The organism is Pseudomonas sp. LPB0260 (assembly GCF_013388395.1).
In genome coordinates this window covers 5166634-5184853 of sequence record NZ_CP058247.1, presented here as the reverse complement: position 1 = coordinate 5184853, position 18220 = coordinate 5166634, and the positions used below count along the sequence as shown (strand labels likewise).

At 69.7% G+C, this 18220-nt stretch carries 11 protein-coding genes and 1 pseudogene; 7 read left to right on the top strand and 5 right to left on the bottom strand.

All coding sequences use genetic code 11. The features are described from left to right. Positions 1-52: 52 nt before the first annotated feature. Positions 53-4963, bottom strand: coding sequence for an alpha-2-macroglobulin (locus LPB260_RS23120; protein WP_208708197.1), 4911 nt, complete (start codon positions 4961-4963; stop codon positions 53-55). A gap of 151 nt (positions 4964-5114) precedes the next feature. On the opposite strand from LPB260_RS23120, the gene LPB260_RS23115 reads away from it, so the two are divergent. Then, complete coding sequence (locus tag LPB260_RS23115) at positions 5115-6497, top strand: MATE family efflux transporter (protein WP_208708196.1); 1383 nt, start codon at positions 5115-5117, stop codon at positions 6495-6497. 10 nt (positions 6498-6507) lie between these two features. Next, positions 6508-6963, top strand: coding sequence for a DUF2214 family protein (locus LPB260_RS23110; RefSeq protein ID WP_208708195.1), 456 nt, complete (start codon positions 6508-6510; stop codon positions 6961-6963). 60 nt (positions 6964-7023) lie between these two features. On the opposite strand, the gene speA is transcribed toward LPB260_RS23110, so the two are convergent. From speA to LPB260_RS23090, 4 genes are all read right to left on the bottom strand, one after another. Continuing rightward, positions 7024-8937, bottom strand: a complete 1914-nt coding sequence (gene speA / locus LPB260_RS23105; protein ID WP_208708194.1) for an arginine decarboxylase — start codon at positions 8935-8937, stop codon at positions 7024-7026. A 137-nt stretch (positions 8938-9074) separates the two neighbouring features. Beyond that, positions 9075-9446, bottom strand: a complete 372-nt coding sequence (locus LPB260_RS23100; protein ID WP_208708193.1) for a translation initiation factor Sui1 — start codon at positions 9444-9446, stop codon at positions 9075-9077. Between the two features lie 243 nt (positions 9447-9689). Next, the gene (locus LPB260_RS23095; protein WP_208708192.1) at positions 9690-10220 is read right to left on the bottom strand and encodes an NUDIX hydrolase; all 531 of its coding nucleotides are present in this window, start codon (positions 10218-10220) and stop codon (positions 9690-9692) included. Then, entirely contained in the window at positions 10220-11287 is a 1068-nt protein-coding gene (locus tag LPB260_RS23090; protein WP_208708191.1) for a DUF2333 family protein, read from the bottom strand. The genes LPB260_RS23095 and LPB260_RS23090 overlap by 1 nt, the downstream gene beginning before the upstream one ends. 266 nt (positions 11288-11553) lie before the next feature. Between LPB260_RS23090 and LPB260_RS23085 the strand changes: the two genes are divergently transcribed. From LPB260_RS23085 to accB, 5 genes and pseudogenes are all read left to right on the top strand, one after another. Beyond that, positions 11554-13170: a PleD family two-component system response regulator gene (locus LPB260_RS23085; protein WP_208708190.1), complete on the top strand. Its 1617-nt coding sequence runs from the start codon at positions 11554-11556 to the stop codon at positions 13168-13170. A gap of 1584 nt (positions 13171-14754) precedes the next feature. Continuing rightward, a pseudogene (locus LPB260_RS29475) lies at positions 14755-15264 on the top strand (methyl-accepting chemotaxis protein); the annotation flags it as partial. A gap of 117 nt (positions 15265-15381) precedes the next feature. Beyond that, a complete protein-coding gene (locus LPB260_RS23075) occupies positions 15382-17157 on the top strand; it encodes a protein-disulfide reductase DsbD (RefSeq protein WP_208708188.1) in 1776 nt (591 codons plus the stop codon). Between the two features lie 123 nt (positions 17158-17280). Further along, on the top strand, positions 17281-17724 hold the full coding sequence (gene aroQ / locus LPB260_RS23070; protein ID WP_208708187.1) for a type II 3-dehydroquinate dehydratase: 444 nt from the start codon (positions 17281-17283) through the stop codon (positions 17722-17724). 23 nt (positions 17725-17747) lie between these two features. Next, positions 17748-18212, top strand: a complete 465-nt coding sequence (gene accB / locus LPB260_RS23065) for an acetyl-CoA carboxylase biotin carboxyl carrier protein (RefSeq protein ID WP_208708186.1) — start codon at positions 17748-17750, stop codon at positions 18210-18212. Positions 18213-18220 lie beyond the last annotated feature (8 nt).

Below are 18220 nucleotides of genomic sequence, written 5' to 3'. Positions count from 1 at the left end.
ACGAGCACGCAGGCATGCTTTGTAGCCCGGATGCAATCCGGGAAGCCTTCTATCACCGCTCCCTGACCACCAGGCGCCCCGGCGACTCGCCCAGGGCCTGCCAGTTCGGCCGGTACATGGATTCGACCTGGGGCGGCGGCACCCGGTAGCTGCCCGGGGTCACGGCGCGCGCCAGGTACAGCAGGTGGGTGGTGCCGTGGCCATAGAGGTCCAGGGCGGCGACGTAGCGATCGCCGCGGAACTCCTGATGCTTGAGCCGCGCGCTCTGCATCGAACGCTGCCACTCCTGCACCGCACTGCCGGCATCGGCCAGGCTGGCGGCGCTCTGCGCCAGGTTCTGGTTTTCCAGCTCCAGGCCGGCCGGCAGCAGGTCGACCACCAGGGCATCGGGCACCCGCTGCTTGGCCGCCACCGTCAGGTGCACCAGCACCAGCTCGCCGCTGTTCAGCGCTCCCAGGTCCAACGGGCGGCCGTCCATGCCCAGGTACTCGCGGAAGATGCTGAGGTTCTCGCCGCCGGCCGCCGGCGCTTCGCGCGGGTAGCCGGACAGGGTCAGCTGCTGGTACAGCGGCGCCGCGCCGGCGTGACTGATGGTCAGCGGCGCGGCCAGTTGCTCGCCCTCGAGCTTGAGGCCCGGCTGGGCGTCACTCAGGCTGAACGCGAAGGCCCCGCTCTGCAGCTGGGCCGTCCAGGCCGCCTCGGGCTTGCCGAGCAGGGTGCGCCCGGCCAGGAACAGGGCGTTGCGCTCCTGGGTCGACAGCCAGCGCTGGCTGGCGACTTCGTCGGCCAGGGCGAACAGCCGTTGCTCGCGGCTGCCGGCGGCCAGTTCGTGCTCCTCCAGCAGGGCCAGGATCAGCGCCTGGTCGCGCAGCGCGCTGCCGTAGTCGGCCAGCCAGCGCTGGCTGTCGCGGCCGCGCGCCAGGCCGGCGGCCAGGGCCTGCTCGGCGCGCGGCGCATCGCCCATCTTCTGCAGGGCCACGGCCAGGTGCACCAGCGGCAGGCCGGACTGGGCGTCGCCGCGCCGCTCGAACAGGCTGCGCAGGGCGCCCAGCGGCGCCTGCTGGCTGCGCGCCAGGACGTAGCCGGCGTAGGCCTGCACGGCGAAGCGGCTGTGGTTGCCGTCCTGGCTGTAGTCGACCTCGATCAGGTTGCGTTCCTGCAGGTAGCGCAGCAGGCGCTCGCTGGCCTTTTTCAGTGCCTCGGCCGGCACGCCGAAGCCCTGCTCGCGGGCGCGCAGGAGGAAGTCGGTGACGTAGGCCGTCAGCCAGAATTCCTCGCTGCCGTCGGCGCCCCACAGGCCGAAGCTGCCGTTGTGCCGCTGCATGCCCAGCAGGCGCTCGATGCCCAGTTCGATGGCCCTCCGCCGCTGGGGCTCGGGCTCGGCCGCGATGCCGAGGCGCTGGAGGCTCGCCGCGTCGGCATAGAGCGACGGATACAGGCCGCTGGTGGTCTGCTCCAGGCAACCATAGGGGTAGGCCTTGAGCGCGCGGATGTGCTCGCCGAGGTTGAGCGGCGGGCGGCTGGACAGCTGCAGGCGCGCCTCCAGTCCGGCCGGCTCGAAGGCTTGCAGGGCGTCGTCCGGCAGGCGCCAGGGCTGGTCCTCGAGCACCGCGCGGAACTGCCGCAGCTGCGCCGGGTAGGCCGGGCGCACGCCCAGGGTCCACTGGCGCGCGAAGGGCGGCAGCGACTCGCCGGGCAATGTCAGGCCCTGCACCTCGACGCCGATGCGCCCCTGGCCGTAGCCGCCGAGGGCCCGCACCGGCAGGCGCAGAATGCGCCGCTCGCCCGCGTCCAGGCGAATGCCGTGCACCGCCTCTGCCGCGTCTGCCAGTTGCAGCTGGCCCTCGACGGCGAGCTGCACCTGCAGCTGCTGGGCCCGGCCGGACAGGTTGTGCAGGTCCAGCGCCAGGCGGGTTTCGTCGCCGCCGGCGAGAAAGCGCGGCGCCGACAGTTCGGCGATCAGCGGCGCGGCCACCAGGGTCTTGGCCTCGGCCATGCCGTAGCGCTCGTCGGTCCAGGCCTGGGCCATCAGGCGCAGTTCGCCGTTGAAGTCCGGGATGTCCAGGCTGACTTCGCCCTCGCCCTGCTCGTCCAGCCACAGCGGCTGGCTCTGCAGGGCGACGATCAGCACGCTGGTGTCCGGGCGCTTGCCGCCGGCGGCCAGGGCCGCATCGCCGCCGAAGGCCAGCTTGGCCACCCGGCCCTGGCCGGCCTCGATCAGCTGGCCGTAGACATCCAGCTGGTCGGCGCCGTAGGCCTTGCGCCCGAACAGCGCGGCGAAGGGGTCGGGGGTGGGGTAGCCGGTGATGTTGAGGATGCCGGCATCCACCGCGGCGACCAGCACCCGGGCGCGCCGGGGCACGCTGCCATCGGCGTTGCGCGCCTGCACCCTGATCTTCAGCGGCTGGCTGGGGCGCATCTTCTCCGTGGCCTCGAGGCGCAGCGCCAGCTTGCGCGGCGCGCGCTCGAGCGGCAGGTGCAGCAGGCCGACCGCGCGCTTGGGCGTGGCGTTGCCCTGCCGTTCGCCGGGGCGGATCACCAGGGCGCTGACGTACAGGTCGTGGCGCGCCCAGGCCTTGGCGATGGGAATCTCGAAGCGCTTGCCCTCGGCCGGCACCTCGATCTCCTGCCACCACAGCGGGCCGTCGCTGGATTCGACCAGCAGGTAGCCGTTGCCGGCGGCCGGCGGGGTGACCGTGACCTGGGCGGTGTCGCCCTCGACATAGGCCGGCTGGTCCAGGGCCAGCTTGACCTGATCCGGGCGCACCGCACCGCCGCCGGCGTTGTCCTGCCAGCGGTAGCCGGCCCAGAAGCGCAGGCTGCTGAGCAGGCCGGTCTGGCCGTCGATCACCTCGACCCGGTACGGGCCCCACTCCACCGGGAAGCTGACCTTCGCCGTGGCGCCGGCCGCGACACTGAGCGGCTGCTCGCTGAGGGTCAGGTACTTCTCGTTGTAGTGGTGGCTCCAGCCATCGCTCGCCGAGAAGTTCCAGTAGTAATCGCGGCGCTCGCGCACCAGGCGCACCGTCAGCTGCTCGGCGGCCAGCTTGCGCCCGGCGGCGTCGGCCACCAGCACCTCGAACTCGGCCAGGCTGTCGGCGTCGACCTGCTCGCCGTCGAACAGGCCGCGCAGCCCCGGCAGGCGCTCGGCCGGCCACACCGGCTGCACCAGGCGGCGGGTGATGGGGCGGCCACCGGACTCCTGCAGGCTGGCCTGGAGGATCAGTTGCAACGGCGACCTGGCGTCGCGCCAGCGGCTGTCGATCTCCAGCCGGGTCCGGCCCTGCTCGTCCAGGCTGGTTTCCTCCAGCTCGATATCCTGGCTCAGCTCCGGCTCGGTGACCGAGCCGAACTGATAGCCCAGCAGGCCGGCCACCGCCTCGCGCAGCGGTCGCACGTAGAGCTGGCCACTGAGGCGGTTGCCCGCGGCCGGGGCGCCATAGAGGTAGCGCCCGCTCACCGCGAACTCGGCCTGCTCGGCCGGGGCAAAGGGGCTGTCGCGGCCCTCGAGTTCCAGGGCCAGGCGCTCGGGGAGGAAGTCCTCGACGGCGAACTCGTAGAGCTGCGGCTGGCCGTCGCCAAGATCGAGCAGCAACTGCCAGCGCCCGGTCGGCGCCTCCTCGGCCAGCTGCAGCTGGTACTGGTAGAGGCCGGCGTCATCGGCCTGCCAGACGAACTTGCGACTGACCTGCTCGTCCGGCCGGCGCACCTCGACGCTGACCGGCTGGGCCGGCACCGCGCGGCCGTCGGCGTCGCGCAGCAGGGCATTGAGCAGCACGGTCTCGCCCGGGCGATAGAGATCCCGCGGGCCGAACACGAAGAACTGCAACGGCTGCGCCTTGGGCCCGGCGATATCGAACTCGGCCAGGTCCAGGGCCGGCCCGGCGAGGCGCAGCAGGCTGGTCTGCTCGCCCTGGCGCGCCAGCAGCAGGTCGGCCTTGGCCGGCAACGGCAGTTCGGCGTGGCCGGCGTCGTCGGTCTTGCCCGCGGCCAGCACCCGGCCCTTGTTATCGAGCAGCTCCAGCTCGACCTCGGCCAATGCCTGACCACCCGCCAGGGCCTGGGTGAACACGTCCAGGCGCTGGCCGTAGCGGTGGGCGGACAGGCCGATGTCGCTGAGGCTGAACAACGTGGCCGGCTGCGAGTAGCCGTAGCTGCCGGCCTCGCGCATCACCGCCAGGTACACCCCTGGCTGCTGGAACGGTGGCAGGCCGGCGAGCGGCAGCAGCAGGGTCTCGCGGGTGTTGCGCGCCGGGTTGAGGTCGAAGCGACCTCCATACACCAGCTCGGCCATCGGCAGCAGCTGCTGCGCCTCCCAGGTTTCCAGGTTGCTGCTGCGCCCCCACTGGGCCAGAAAGCGCGGCAGCGCCTGGGGCTTGATGCGGAAGAATTCGACGTTGACCCGGTCGACGTTCAGGGCGATCACCGGCAGGCCTTCGGCCAGCCGGGTCGGCAGCAGCGAGCCGCGGCTGGCGAAACCAACGCTGGGCTGCAGGTCGCGGGTCTGCACGCGGCTGATATGTTCATCGGCCAGCTCGGCGCCGTTGACCGCGCGCAGGCCGGCATCCACGGTCAGTACCAGTTTGCGTCGCGGCTCCAGGTGGCGCAGGCGCAGCTCCATCAGGCTGTCGGCCAGCTCCCAGGCACCATCGACCTTGCCGCTCTTGCTGTCGACCAGGTGCAGGCGCTCGGCGAAGTTCTGTTCGGGCTCCAGCGGCACCGCGAAACTCACCGACAGGGCACTGGCGCCGTCCAGCTGCACCTCGGAGACATCCACCACACTCAGCTCGCGACCGGCATAGCGCGCGGCCAGGGCCTCGCGGTCGACCCGGGGCGGCGCCTGCGGGACGCTACTGGCCGGTGCCGACGCCGGCGTGGCGCTGACCTGGGCCGGCTCGGTGGAGGAATCACAGGCGCTGAGCAGGCTCAGGACAAGTGCCAGAAGCAGTCCTTTGTTCGGCATTGCGGGCTCCAGACATGGCGGGTGCGGACGCCGGACACTATAGCCCAGGGCCCGCCCGGCAAGCTGCCAGGCCGTGCACAACCCGGGCCGGCACCCGGCTTATCGGCGCGGCGTCGCCTTCCGTATACTGCAGCGCTGTCCGGGAGCCCCTATGTCCTTGCTACGCGATGCCTGGCGTCACCGCCCGACCCACCAACGGGTCTGGGCCCTGGCGGCGCCGATGATCCTCTCCAACCTGTCCGTGCCGCTGGTGGCGCTGGTCGACAGCGCGGTGGTCGGCCACCTGCCCCACGCCCATCAGCTCGCCGCCGTGGCCGTCGGCGCCAGCCTGTATACCCTGCTGGCCTGGACCGTGGGCTTCCTGCGCATGGGCACCACCGGTTTCGCCGCCCAGGCCGCCGGCCGCGAGGACGGCGGCGCTCTGCGCCAGGTGCTGTGCCAGGGCCTGCTGCTGGCCGGCGGCCTGGCGCTGCTGCTGATGCTCCTGGCGTTGCCCTTCAGCGGCCTGGCCCTGAGCCTGATGCAGCCCTCGGCGGCCCTCGACGAGCTGGCCCGCAGCTACCTGCATATCCGCCTGCTCGGCCTGCCGGCGGCGCTGGCCAGCTATGCGCTGATCGGCTGGCTGCTCGGCACCCAGAACGCCCGTGGGCCGCTGGCCATCCTGCTGACCACCAACCTGCTCAACGTGGCCCTCGACCTGCTGTTCGTGCTCGGCCTGCAGTGGGGCGTGGCCGGCGCCGCCTGGGCCTCGGTGCTGGCCGAATGGAGCGGTGCGCTGCTCGGCCTGTACCTGGCCCGGCGCGCCCTGGCCGCCTATGCCGGCGGCATCGAGTGGCCGCTGCTGCGCCGCTGGGCCAGCTGGCGCCCCTTGCTGGCGGTCAATCGCGACATCTTTATCCGCAGCCTGGCGCTGCAGTCGGTGTTCTTCCTGGTCACGGTGCAGGGTACCCGCCTGGGCGACGCCACGGTGGCGGCCAACGCCCTGCTGCTCAACGGCCTGCTGCTCACCGCCCACGCCCTCGATGGCCTGGCCCATGCGGTCGAGGCGCTGTGCGGCCACGCCCTCGGCGCCGGCGACCGCCGGGCCCTGCGCCGCAGCCTGATCGTCGCCGCCGGCTGGTCGATGCTGGCCAGCCTCGGCTTCGCCCTGTTCTTCTGGTTCGGCGGCCACTGGTTCATCGCCCTGCAGACCGACATCGCGGTGGTGCGCGCCACGGCCCTCGACTACCTGCCCTACCTGGCCCTGCTGCCCGTGATCGCGGTATCGAGCTACCTGCTCGACGGCCTGTTCATCGGTGCCACCAGGGCGCGGGAGATGCGCGACGCCATGCTCCTGGCGCTGCTGCCCAGCCTGGCGCTGGGCTGGCTGCTGCAGCCCCTGGGCAACCACGGCTTGTGGCTGGCCTTCCTTGCCTTCATGCTACTGCGAAGCCTCAGCCTGGGTGGCTATGCGTATCGCCTGACCCGCCGCGACGCGTGGTTCGGCGCCCCCGGGCCGACCCATCCACGCCCAACCGACTGTTCCACCGAGTAAGGAAACTCCCATGGCCGAAGCCATTGCCGCCTACCTGCACTACCTGTCGATCTTCGTCCTGTTCGCCCTGCTGACCCTGGAGCACCAGCTGTTCAAGCTGCCCCTGGACCTGCAGCGGGCGCGCAGCCTGGTGCGCCTCGACGCCGCCTATGGCATGAGCGCCGTGCTGGTGCTGCTCACCGGCGCGGCGCGGGCCTTGTGGTTCGCCAAGGGCCTGGACTACTACCTGCACAACGGCCTGTTCCACGCCAAGCTCACCCTGTTCGTTCTGGTCGGCCTGCTGTCGATCGTGCCGACCCTGCTATTCCTCGGCTGGCGCAAGAGCCTGAAGGCCGGCCAGCTGCCCGAGGTCAGCGCGAGCCAGGCCCGCCGGGTGACCCTGGTCATCCGCCTGGAGCTGCTGTTGCTGCTGCTGATTCCGCTGCTGGCGGCGCTGATGGCCCGCGGCGTCGGCTACTTCGGCTGAGCGCCGGCGGAAACGAAAACGCCCGGCACGAGCCGGGCGTTTTCATTGGGCGGCGAAGCGTCAGGACGCCAGGTAGGAGGAGCGGGTCAGGCCCAGGCGCAGGGCGTCGAGGAACTGGGTACGCTCGCGGGCGCTGATCTTGGCGCTGGCCACCTTGTCGCGGTAGTGGGTCATCAGCTCCTCCGGCGACAGGTGCACGTAGCGCAGCATGTCCTCGATGGTGTCGTGGGTCTCGATACCGGCGTGGTACACACTGCCGTCCTGGTTCTGGTAGATGTTCACCGAGTCGGTGTCACCGAACAGGTTGTGCATGTCGCCGAGGATCTCCTGGTAGGCGCCGACCAGGAAGATCCCCAGCAGGTAGTCCTCGCCCTCGCGCAGGGCATGCACCGGCAGGCTGGTCTCGATGCTCTGCTCGTCGACGTACTGCTTGATCTTGCCGTCCGAGTCGCAGGTCAGGTCCTGCAGCACGGCGCGGCGCAGCGGCTCCTCGTCCAGGCGGTTGAGCGGCAGGATCGGCAGCACCTGATCGATCGCCCAGGTGTCCGGCAGGCTCTGGAACACCGAAAAGTTGCAGATGTACTTGTCGGCCAGCTTGTCGTTGAGCTCGTCGAGCACCTGGCGGTGCGAGCGCTGGCGCGCCTTCAGCGAGTCGTACAGGCGCCGGCACACGGCGAAGTAGCACTGCTCGGCCAGGGCCTTTTCGCGCAGGCTGACCTTGCCCTCGGCGTACTGCGCGGCCACGTCGCTGATGTAGTGGGTGGCGCGCCAGTAGGTCTCGGTGACCATCTCGATGTCGGTGGGGCCGAGCAGCTCGACCAGGTGCTGCACCGTCTCCGGCAGGCTGGCGACGTCCTCGATCACCGGCACCTCGTCGTTGTGCTTCTCCACATCGGTGACCTGCACGATCAGCATCGCGTGGTGCGCGGTCAGCGAGCGGCCGCTCTCCGAGAAGATGCGCGGGTGCGGCAGCTCCTGGGCGTCGCAGAACTCCTTGAGCATGCCCACCACCACGCCGGCGTAATCGTCCATGTCGTAGTTGATCGAGCTGGCGTTGCGCGAGTGGGTACCGTCGTAGTCGACCCCCAGGCCGCCGCCGACGTCGACGTGGTCGACCGGCAGGCCGAGGCCACGCAGCTCGCCGTAGTAACGGATGGCCTCGCGGAAGCCGTGCTGGTAGTCGGCCAGGTTGGCGATCTGCGAGCCCATGTGGAAGTGCAGCAGGCGGATGCCCTGGTCGAGCCCCGCCGCGCGGAAACGCTCGACCACCGACAGCAGCTGCGCCGCCGACAGGCCGAACTTGGACTTCTCGCCGCCGGTGTCGGCCCACTTGCTCGAGGCCAGCGACGACAGGCGCACGCGCAGGCCGATCTGCGGGGCGACCTTGAGCTCGGCCGCCTCCTCGATCACCAGCTGCACCTCGGATTCCTTCTCGATGACGATGAACACGCTGTGGCCGAGCTTCTGGCCGATCAGCGCCAGGCGGATGAACTCGCGGTCCTTGTAGCCGTTGCAGACGATGGTGCCGCCCTTCGGCGCCAGCGCCAGCACCGCCAGCAGCTCCGGCTTGGAGCCGGCTTCTAGGCCGATGGAGACGTTCTGCGTGGCGATGATGTTCTCCACCACCGCCTCCTGCTGGTTGACCTTGATCGGGTACAGCGCGGTGTACTGGTTCTCGTAGCCGAGGCGCGCGATGTTGGCGTCGAAGGCGCCGGTCAGGCCGCGCACGCGGTCCTGCAGGATGTCCGGAAAACGCACCAGCAACGGCAGGCTCAGGCCGCTCTCGCGCAGCTCCTCGACCTGGGCGAACAGGTCGATCGGCGTGCTGCCAGGGCCGTTGGGGCGCACCTCGACGCGGCCGCTTTCATTGATCGCGAAATACCCCGCGCCCCAATGCCGAATGCCGTAGACGCTGCGGCTGTCCGCGACCGTCCACTGGCTACCGTCATCTTTGCGTGTGCGTCGTGCAGACATCGAGTTCTCCCTTGCTAGAGATGGAGGCCAGGGGGTCAGCCCGGGCAACAGCAGATTAGAGTGAGCAAATGAACAAAGCCCGGCAGTCGACCCGCGACTTGCCGAGAAAGTTTAGAAGACTTGGGAAAAGAGCCCGGCTAGCCGCCGGACTTCTTCGCCTTGAAGCCGCGTTTGAGCAGTTCGTCGAGGAGCAGCTGGACGTGATCGCCCTGGATCTCGATCACCCCGTCTTTCAGCGCGCCGCCGCAACCGCAGCGCTTCTTCAGCGCGCTGGCCAGTTCCTTGAGCGGCTCTTCGGCCAGGGGCACGCCGCTGACGGTGGTCACCGTCTTGCCGCCACGGCCCTTGGTCTCGCGGCGCACACGGGCGATGCCGTCACCGGCGGGAATCTGGGTCTTGTGGCAGATGCAGGCGTCCACCGGCTGGCTGCAGTCCGGGCAATGCCGGCCGCTGTCGGTGGAATACACCAGGCCGCCGAGGGCGGACAATGACGAGGCTTTCTTGACCACCGGCTTGTCCTCGTAGGGGTCAGGATAGCGACTGGCTGATGGCTATCAGCCGCGAAGCCCCACTCTGGCAGGGGCAGCGCAGCCGAGCTGGACGGCTCGGGCTTAGAGGGCGCGCAGTGTAAAGGCAAAGCCCGCCGTTGCTAAGTACAAATTTGCGCCATTAGCCGACAGATTGGCGACCCCGTCCAACATAGCGCACGGCATTGCCGCGCTATGTTGCACAGTCGCCGTCGATCGACGGTCTCAGCCCGCCAAGTAGCGCCGCAGCGCCTCCAGCGAGTCCGGGCAGTAGGGCTTTTCGGCGGCTTCGGCCAGCGCCTGCTGCGGGGCGATGAAGTGCGCTTCCAGGACCTCCTCCGGCTGCAGCACCAGCGGCGCATCGGACTGCGCCGAATACACCGCGCACCACAGGCGATTGCCGGCCTGGTCGAAGAAGAAGCGTTCGTGCTCGCACAATTCGACCCCGGCGATGCCCAGTTCCTCGGCCAGCTCGCGGGTCGCCGATTCGGCGTAGCTTTCGCCGGCCAGCACCATGCCGCCGGCGGCCACGTCCCAGTAGCCGGGGTACAGCGCCTTGCTCAGGGTGCGCCGGTGCACGCACAGCTGACCGGCGGAGTTGAACAGCAGGATGAAGGTACCGCGGCCGATCAGGCCGCGCCGACTCAACTCGGCACGCGGCAGGCTGCCGAGCGGGCGGTCGTCTGCGTCGACCCAGGCCACCAGCTCGGCATCGGAGGCGGCGCGATGGGCCGCCTCGACTTCCGACACCGCCACTAGCCCTGGCTCAGCAGGGTACGCAGGTCGATGATCGCCGCATTGGCCCGCGAAATGTAGTTGGCCATCACCAGCGAGTGGTTGGCCAGCAGGCCGTAACCGCTGCCATTGAGGATCATCGGGCTCCACAGGGTTTCCTGGGCGGCCTCCAGCTCGCGAATGATCTGCCGCAGGCTGATGGTGGCGTTCTTCTTCGCCAGCACGTCGGCGAAGTCCACCTCGATGGCGCGTAGCAGATGAGACAGCGCCCAGGCCTGGCCACGGGCCTCGTAGAACACGTTGTCGATCTGCATCCACGGCGTCTCGTAGATGCCCTCGGCGATGCCGCCGGTGCCTTCCTCGGCCAGGGCCGGGTCCGGCAGGTCGGTGTTCAGGCGCACCTGGCCGACGCTGGCGGACAGGCGCTGCGACAGCGAGCCGAGGCGGGTCGCGGTGTCGCCCAGCCAGTTGTTGAGGTTGTCGGCACGGGTGAAGAACTGCGCGCCGGGCTTGCTCGGATCGGCCAGGCGGGCCAGGTAGCGGTCGAGCAGCCTGATCCCTTCGCGGTACTCGGACTCGGAGGCCGGCAGCGCCCAACTCTTGTTGTCGAAGTTGAAGCGCGGCTCGGCCTTGGCCAGGTCGACGTCTTCAGTGGACTGCGACTGCGAGCGGGCGAAGTCCTTGCGTAGCGCCCGCGACAGGTCGCGCACCTGCACCAGCACGCCGTACTCCCAGCTCGGCATGTTGTCCAGCCACAGCCCCGGCGGTGCCATGTCGTTGGCCAGGTAGCCACCGGGCTTGTCCAGCAGGGTGCTGGCGACCTGCTTGAGGGTCTCCACCGTGGTGTAGCCATTGACCATCTGCCGCTGGGCCTTCTGCGCCGCGGCCTGGGCCTGGGCCTGCACCGGGAACAGCTCGGGCTCCTGGCTCCAGTACCAGCCGACTACCAGCGCCGCCAGCAGGTAGAGGCCGACCAGGCTGCCGACCCCGCGGCCGATCCAGCCGCCCCCAGATTTCTTGCGTGCGTTGTCGCCCGAGTCTTCGAGGCTGTCGCGCACACCTGCTGCGCCCTTCTTCCAGTCCAGCATGGCAAAGTCCTTCATCTACGGCATTCGGTTGTCCGACCACAATCCCCGGAGGAGGTTGCGCGGCGGTCTTGCACTATAAGGGAAGCATAGGCCCCTGCGCAGCGCCGACCGGCAAACTCGATCGCCATGCGTCTGTGGATGCGCGCCAAATCGGCGGGACGGAAGGCCGGCGAAATGAGATCGGCGGCACTGGTGCGCCGAGCCGACGGTGATAGCATGCAGCCACCAGTCAGCCGGGCCTCAGCGCCACCAGAAGAGTCAGGGACATGACCGAGCACACCGACCCCAGCCGCGATCGACTCAAGCAGCACTTCGCCCAGCGCGTGATCAACCAGGCCCGCCAGGTGCTGGAGGTCTGGCAGCGCCTGCAGCGCCTCGACTGGAATGACGCCAGCATGCACGAGCTGCGCGAGGCGGCGCTGCTGCTGCAACGCTACGCCGAGCGCTTCGAGCAGGCCGAACACCTGCAGCTGGCCGAAGGCATCGGCCACTGCCTGCAGGCCGTGGCCGACAACCGCGGTCGCCTCAGCAGCGCCGTGATCAGTGAGCTCAACCAGCTGATGCAGCGCCTGTCACGCACCGGCCTGCGCCACGGCGACAGCTTCGAGCAGACCGCCCTGCCACCGCTGCGCAAGCCGGTGTACCTGGCCCTGCAACATCTGGAGCGCGCCGAACGCCTGGCACAGCAGCTGGAGTTCTTCGGCATGACCGCGCAACCGCTGGACAGCGCCAACGCCTTCCGCGCGGCGATGCTCGAGCGCCATCCTGCGGCCATCCTCATGGAGGTGGATTTCTCCGGCCCCGGCTGCGGTTTGCAACTGGCCGAGTCGGTGCAGCAGGGCCTGGAACAGAAGATCCCGCTGCTGTTCTACAGCCACCACGACACCGACACCCCGACCCGCCTGGCGGCGGTGCGCGCCGGCGGCCAGGAGTTCTTCACCGGCACCCTGGACGCCTCCACCCTGCTCGAGCGCATCGAGGTGCTCACCCATGTGGCCCAGTACGACCCCTACCGGGTGCTGATCATCGACGATTCACGGGCCCAGGCCACCCACACCGAACGGGTGCTCAACGGCGCCGGCATCGTCACCCGCACCCTGACCGAGCCGATCCAGGCGATGGCCGAGCTGGCCGAATTCCAGCCCGACCTGATCATCCTCGACATGTACATGCCGAACTGCACCGGTACCGAGCTGGCCAAGGTGATCCGCCACAACGACCGCTATGTCAGCGTGCCGATCATCTACCTGTCCGCCGAGGACGACCTGGACAAGCAGCTCGACGCCATGAGCGAGGGCGGCGACGACTTCCTCACCAAGCCGATCAAGCCGCGCCACCTGATCGCCACCGTGCGCAATCGCGCCGCCCGCGCGCGCAACCTCAAGGCGCGCATGGTGCGCGACAGCCTGACCGGCCTGTACAACCACACCCACACCCTGCAGCTGCTCGAAGATGCACGCTACCGCGCCCAGCGCGACGACCAGCCGCTGAGCTTCGCCATGCTCGACATCGACTTCTTCAAGAAGGTCAACGACACCTACGGCCACCCCATGGGTGACCGGGTGATCAAGAGCCTGGCGCTGTTCCTCAAGCAGCGCCTGCGCAAGAGCGACCACATCGGCCGCTACGGCGGCGAGGAGTTCGCCGTGGTCATGCCGGGCACCGACGCCCAGGCCGCGCGCCGGGTGCTCGACGAGATCCGCCAACGCTTCGCCGAAATCCGCTACCCGGCGCAACCCCAGGACCTGTCCTGCACCTTCAGCGCCGGCATCGCCGAGCTGAATGGCGAGCAGGACAGCAAGCGCCTGTCCCAGCAGGCCGACGAGGCGCTGTACCGCGCCAAGCACGGCGGCCGCAACCGGGTGGAGCTGTTCAGCGACTGACGCCGCGCCGGCAAAGTGTGAAGCCGCCCACGCTGTCACACCGGTGTCATCAAAACGCAATACGTTCATAGACTCAGCGGTCACCCCAGGACGGGGTGGCCTCCACCGTCTTATCGCCGGTCGAGTTCTATGCGCCTGAAGTCCCTCACCAACCTCAATACCCTGCTGCTGGTTGCCGTGTGCATCGCCCTCGGCGCCACGCTCTGGTGGTCGCAGCACGCCCTGGAGCGCCCCTACCAGTTGATGGCACGCTACCTGAGCCTGTCGCAACAGTTCCAGCAGCAGGTCGCCCGCAACACCCTCGATTACCTCGACAGTGGCGACGCCCTGCGCCACAGCGCCGCGCTGCAGGCCATCGACAGCCTGGAGCCGGCCGTCGCCGCGCTGCCGGGGCAACTGGCCGAGGACCTGCGCCCGAGCCTCGCCGCGCTGCGCGACTTCGCCGCCGGCGAGCTGCTCGCCGCCGGCAAGCTGGCCGGCGACCCCCAGGGCCTGCTGCTGCAGGCCGAACGGGAGATGGCTGGCACCCTCGAGCAGCTCGCCCAGTACGCCGACAGCGCCAACGCCGCCCCTGCCGCCGGCTACCGGCGCCCGCTGTTCGATGCCGCCCAGCACCTCGGACGCCTGGCCCATGCCCGCAACAAGCTGGTCGGCAGCGGGCGCGGCGAGCTGACCGCCGACGTCGAGCGCGAGCTGGCTGCGCTGCGACGCCAGGCCGAAGCCCTCGACGCCCTGCCTCTGCTCGGCGTAGCAGAGGAGCGGGAATCGGCCGGCGATGGCTTCGCCGCCCTGCTCGGCCTGGGCAGCGACGGCGCCAGCGAACCGGCGCAGGACCGCGGCATTGCCCTGAAGCGCGAGCTGGCCAGCCTGGTGGCACGCTACCCGGCGGAACTGCGCCGCACCCAGGCGCTGATCGAACAGCGTGGCCAGCTGCTCCAGCTCACCCGCCAGCGGCTCGACGCCGTGCAACAGGCCCTGGGCGCCCTGGAGCCGCTGGTGCGCGCCGAACACGGCCGCATCCAGGCGGAGGTGCGCCTGATCCAGGGGCTGATGATCGGCCTGATCCTGCTCATCGCCCTGACCATCGACCGCCTCCAGCGCCGCCTGACCCGCCTGCTCGAGCAACTGGTGCCGGCGCTGTCGGCCTGGGCCGAGGGCGACTTCGCCGGAGACATCCAGCTGGACACCCGCACCCCCGAGTTGTGCGACATCGAGGCCTCGCTCAAACGCCTGCGCGCCTACCTGGTCGAACTGGTCGGCACCATCCGCCTGCACGCCGAGCAGGTGGCCGGCTCCAGTCGCACCCTGGCCGATCTCAGCGGCGGCCTGCACGCCGGCGCCGAGCGTCAGGCCGGCGACACCGCGCAGATCCGCGATGCCCTCGGCGAGCTGGAGCGCACCATCCAGCAGGTGGCCGGCGACGCCAGCCAGGCGGCCGCCGCCAGCCGCGATGCCGACCTCGCCCTGGGCCAGGGCCAGCAGGTCATCGGCCAGAGCCTGAGCGGGCTGCACGCCCTGGTCGGCGAGGTTCAGGGCAACGCCCAGGCCATCGAGCGCCTGGCCGAGGAAACCGCCACCATCGGCAATGTGCTGACGGTGATCCGCGGCGTCGCCGAACAGACCAACTTGCTGGCGCTCAACGCCGCCATCGAAGCGGCGCGCGCCGGGCATGCCGGGCGCGGCTTCGCCGTGGTCGCCGACGAGGTGCGCTCGCTGTCGCAGCGCACCAGCAGCGCCACCCAGGAGATTCAGGAGCTGATCGCGCGCCTGCAGCAGGCCGCACACCAGTCGGTGGACGCCATGCGCGCCCAGGTCGAGCACGCGGAGACCACCGCCAGTCAGGCCGAGGCCGCCGAAGGCGCTCTCGACGATATAGTCGCGGCAATCCGCACCATCGCCAGCATGGCCGAGCGCATCGCCGCCGCCACCGCCCAGCAGAGCGACGCGGTCAGCGGAATCCGCGGCCACAGCGAGCGCATTCACCAGCTCGGCGGCGACAACCTGCTGCGCATCGGCACCGGGCGCCAGCAGGGCGAGCAGCTGCTGCGCCTGGGTGAGCAGCTGCACACCGCGGTGCAGGCGTTCCGCCTGTAGGCGGCCAGCGGCGCGGCCGACCATCCGCGCCTTGGACACGACCGCTTACAGCCTGCACCCTGCCCCCTCCGCGCCGGCTTGGTTATGATGCAGGCACCAGCCAAAGACGAGACTTCCATGCGCCGCCTGTTCTGCCTGCTTCTACTGCTGTTCGCCCTGCCCACCAGCGCCGGCCTGCTCGACAACCGCCCCGCCTCGGCGCCACTGGGCGCGGCACTGAACAACAGTGCCGATTTCCTGCCGGTGCGCGAGGCGTTCAAGTTGAGCCTGGTCGACAGCTCGGCCGATGCGATCAAGCTGCGCTTCGTCGCCGCCGAGGGCTATTACCTCTACAAGCACCGCTTCAAGTTCGCCAGCGAACCCGCCGATATCGGCCTGGGCGAGGCGCGCCTGCCGGCCGGCAAGCACAAGACCGACGACTACTTCGGCGACGTCGAGGTGTACTACGGCGTGCTCGACGTGGAGCTGCCCCGCAGCCGCCCCGGCCAAGCCCCGTTCGACCTGCAGGTGACCTACCAGGGCTGCGCCGACAAGGGCCTGTGCTATCCGCCGGAAACCGAGGTGCTGGCAATCGATGGCGGCCTGGCTGCCGGCGTCGCCCTCCCCGGCGGCACGCACTCCAGCTGGAACTGGCGCGATTTGGCGCTGTTCTTCCTCGCCGGCCTGGGCCTGACCTTCACCCCCTGCGTGCTGCCGATGCTGCCGATCCTCTCCGGCGTGGTGCTGCGCGGACGCCCGAGCAACGGCCGCGGCCTGGTCCTGTCGCTGGCCTACGTGCTGCCGATGGCCGCCTGTTATGCGGCGCTCGGCGCGCTGATGGGGGTGTTCGGCGCCAGCCTGAACCTGCAGGCCATGCTGCAGTCGCCCTGGGTACTGGTGCCCTTCGCCACCTTCTTCGCGCTGTTCGCCCTGGCCATGTTCGGCCTGTTCGAGCTGCGCCTGCCGGCCTTCATCCGCGAGCGCCTCGATCGCCAGGCGGCGCAGACCCGCGGCGGCACCGTCGCCGGCGCGGCCACCCTCGGGGTGCTCTCCAGCCTGATCGTCTCGCCCTGCGTTACCGCACCGCTGACCGGCCTGTTGCTGTATATCAGCAGCACCGGCGACGCCCTCGGCGGCGGCCTGCAGCTGTTCGCCCTGGGCCTGGGCATGGGCGCGCCCCTGGTGCTGATCGGGGCCGGCGGCGGCGCGCTGCTGCCCAAGAGCGGCGCCTGGATGACCGGCGTGCGCAACCTGTTCGGCGTCATGCTCCTGGCCGTCTCCGTGTGGCTGCTCGAACGGGTGCTGCCCGGCCCGCTTTCGCTGGCGCTGTGGGGCCTGCTCGCCGGCGGCGCCGCGCTGTTCCTCGGCGCCCTGGAATTCGGCCCGAAAACCCACGGGCAGAAGCTCGCCCAGCTGGCCGGCCTGGCGCTGCTGGCCTATGCCCTGGCCAGCTGGACCGGTGCCCTGCAGGGCCAGGACGACCCGCTGCGCCCGCTCGGCCGCCCGGCGGCGCTGGCGGGTGCGCCGGCCAGTCAGGTCGGCGTCGAGGGCTGGCAGACCGTCAGCAGCCCCGCCGACCTGGAGGCCGCCTTCGCCGCGGCGAGAACCAGCGCCCAGCCGCTGCTGCTCGACTGGTACGCCGACTGGTGCATCAGCTGCAAGGTGATCGAGCGCGAGGTGCTGAGCGAGCCGCGGGTCGGCAGCCAACTGGCCGGCTTTCGCCTGGTGCGCTTCGACATGACCGACAGCACCCCGGCGCAACGCGCCCTGCTCGACCGCTACCAGCTGTTCGGCCCGCCGGCGCTCCTGCTGTTCGACAGCCAGGGCGAAGAATGGCGCGACCTGCGCGTGGTCGGCGAGGTGGATGCACCGACCTTCGCCACGCGCCTGAGCCGGGCACGCGAACGCCTCTGAGCCTCTCAGTCACATATCTGCCGCAAACTACTGACATCGTGCCGGCTACTGCTGGCAACTGGACAGTCCTGCGCGTTCTGCGGCATAGTCGCGCGCAGCATTGGACACCTTAGGAACCCGCTCATGGCCACCTTGCTGGTACTGCACGGCCCCAACCTCAACCTGCTGGGCACCCGCGAGCCAGGGGTCTACGGCGCCACCACCCTGGAGCAGATCAACCTCGACCTGGAGCGCCGCGCCCGCGAGGCCGGCCACCACCTGCAGTACCTGCAGAGCAACGCCGAGTACGAGCTGATCGAGCGCATTCACGCCGCGAAAGGCGAAGGTGTCGACTTTATCCTGATCAATCCCGCCGCTTTTACCCACACCAGCGTCGCATTACGTGACGCATTGCTGGCGGTGAGCATCCCATTCATCGAAGTGCACCTGTCCAACGTGCACAAACGCGAACCTTTCCGCCATCACTCCTACTTTTCCGACGTCGCGGTGGGAGTGATCTGCGGCCTTGGCGCCAGCGGTTACCGCTTGGCCCTGGAGGCCGCGCTCGAACAACTTGAACGGCCCTGACCTCACCTGGGAGTGGAGCAACTATGGATATTCGTAAAGTCAAGAAACTGATCGAACTGCTGGAAGAGTCCGGCATCGACGAGCTGGAGATTCGCGAAGGCGAAGAGTCCGTGCGCATCAGCCGCCACAGCAAGCAGCCGGCCTTCATGCAGCAGCCGGTCTATGCCCAGGCCGCCGCGCCTGCCGCTCCAGCCGCCGCTCCGGCCGCGCCGGCAGCCGCCGAAGCCGCCGCTCCGGCCGCGCCCAAGCTGAATGGCACCGTGGTCCGCTCGCCGATGGTCGGCACCTTCTACCGCGCCTCCTCGCCAACCTCGGGCAACTTCGTCGAAGTGGGTACGAGCGTGAAGAAGGGCGACATCCTCTGCATCGTCGAGGCGATGAAGATGATGAACCACATCGAGGCCGAGACCAGCGGCGTGATCGAATCCATCCTGGGCGAGAACGGCCAGCCGGTGGAATACGATCAGCCCCTGTTCACCATCGTTTGAACCGGGGA

Bases quoted from the DNA above. Each gene is read 5' to 3' on its own strand.
- aroQ (WP_208708187.1), top strand. From the start codon at position 17,281: ATGGCCACCTTGCTGGTACTGCACGGCCCCAACCTCAACCTGCTGGGC.
- speA (WP_208708194.1), bottom strand. From the start codon at position 8,937: ATGTCTGCACGACGCACACGCAAAGATGACGGTAGCCAGTGGACGGTC.
- accB (WP_208708186.1), top strand. From the start codon at position 17,748: ATGGATATTCGTAAAGTCAAGAAACTGATCGAACTGCTGGAAGAGTCC.
- LPB260_RS23085 (WP_208708190.1), top strand. From the start codon at position 11,554: ATGACCGAGCACACCGACCCCAGCCGCGATCGACTCAAGCAGCACTTC.
- LPB260_RS23115 (WP_208708196.1), top strand. From the start codon at position 5,115: ATGTCCTTGCTACGCGATGCCTGGCGTCACCGCCCGACCCACCAACGG.
- LPB260_RS23110 (WP_208708195.1), top strand. From the start codon at position 6,508: ATGGCCGAAGCCATTGCCGCCTACCTGCACTACCTGTCGATCTTCGTC.
- LPB260_RS23075 (WP_208708188.1), top strand. From the start codon at position 15,382: ATGCGCCGCCTGTTCTGCCTGCTTCTACTGCTGTTCGCCCTGCCCACC.
- LPB260_RS23120 (WP_208708197.1), bottom strand. From the start codon at position 4,963: ATGCCGAACAAAGGACTGCTTCTGGCACTTGTCCTGAGCCTGCTCAGC.
- LPB260_RS23090 (WP_208708191.1), bottom strand. From the start codon at position 11,287: ATGCTGGACTGGAAGAAGGGCGCAGCAGGTGTGCGCGACAGCCTCGAA.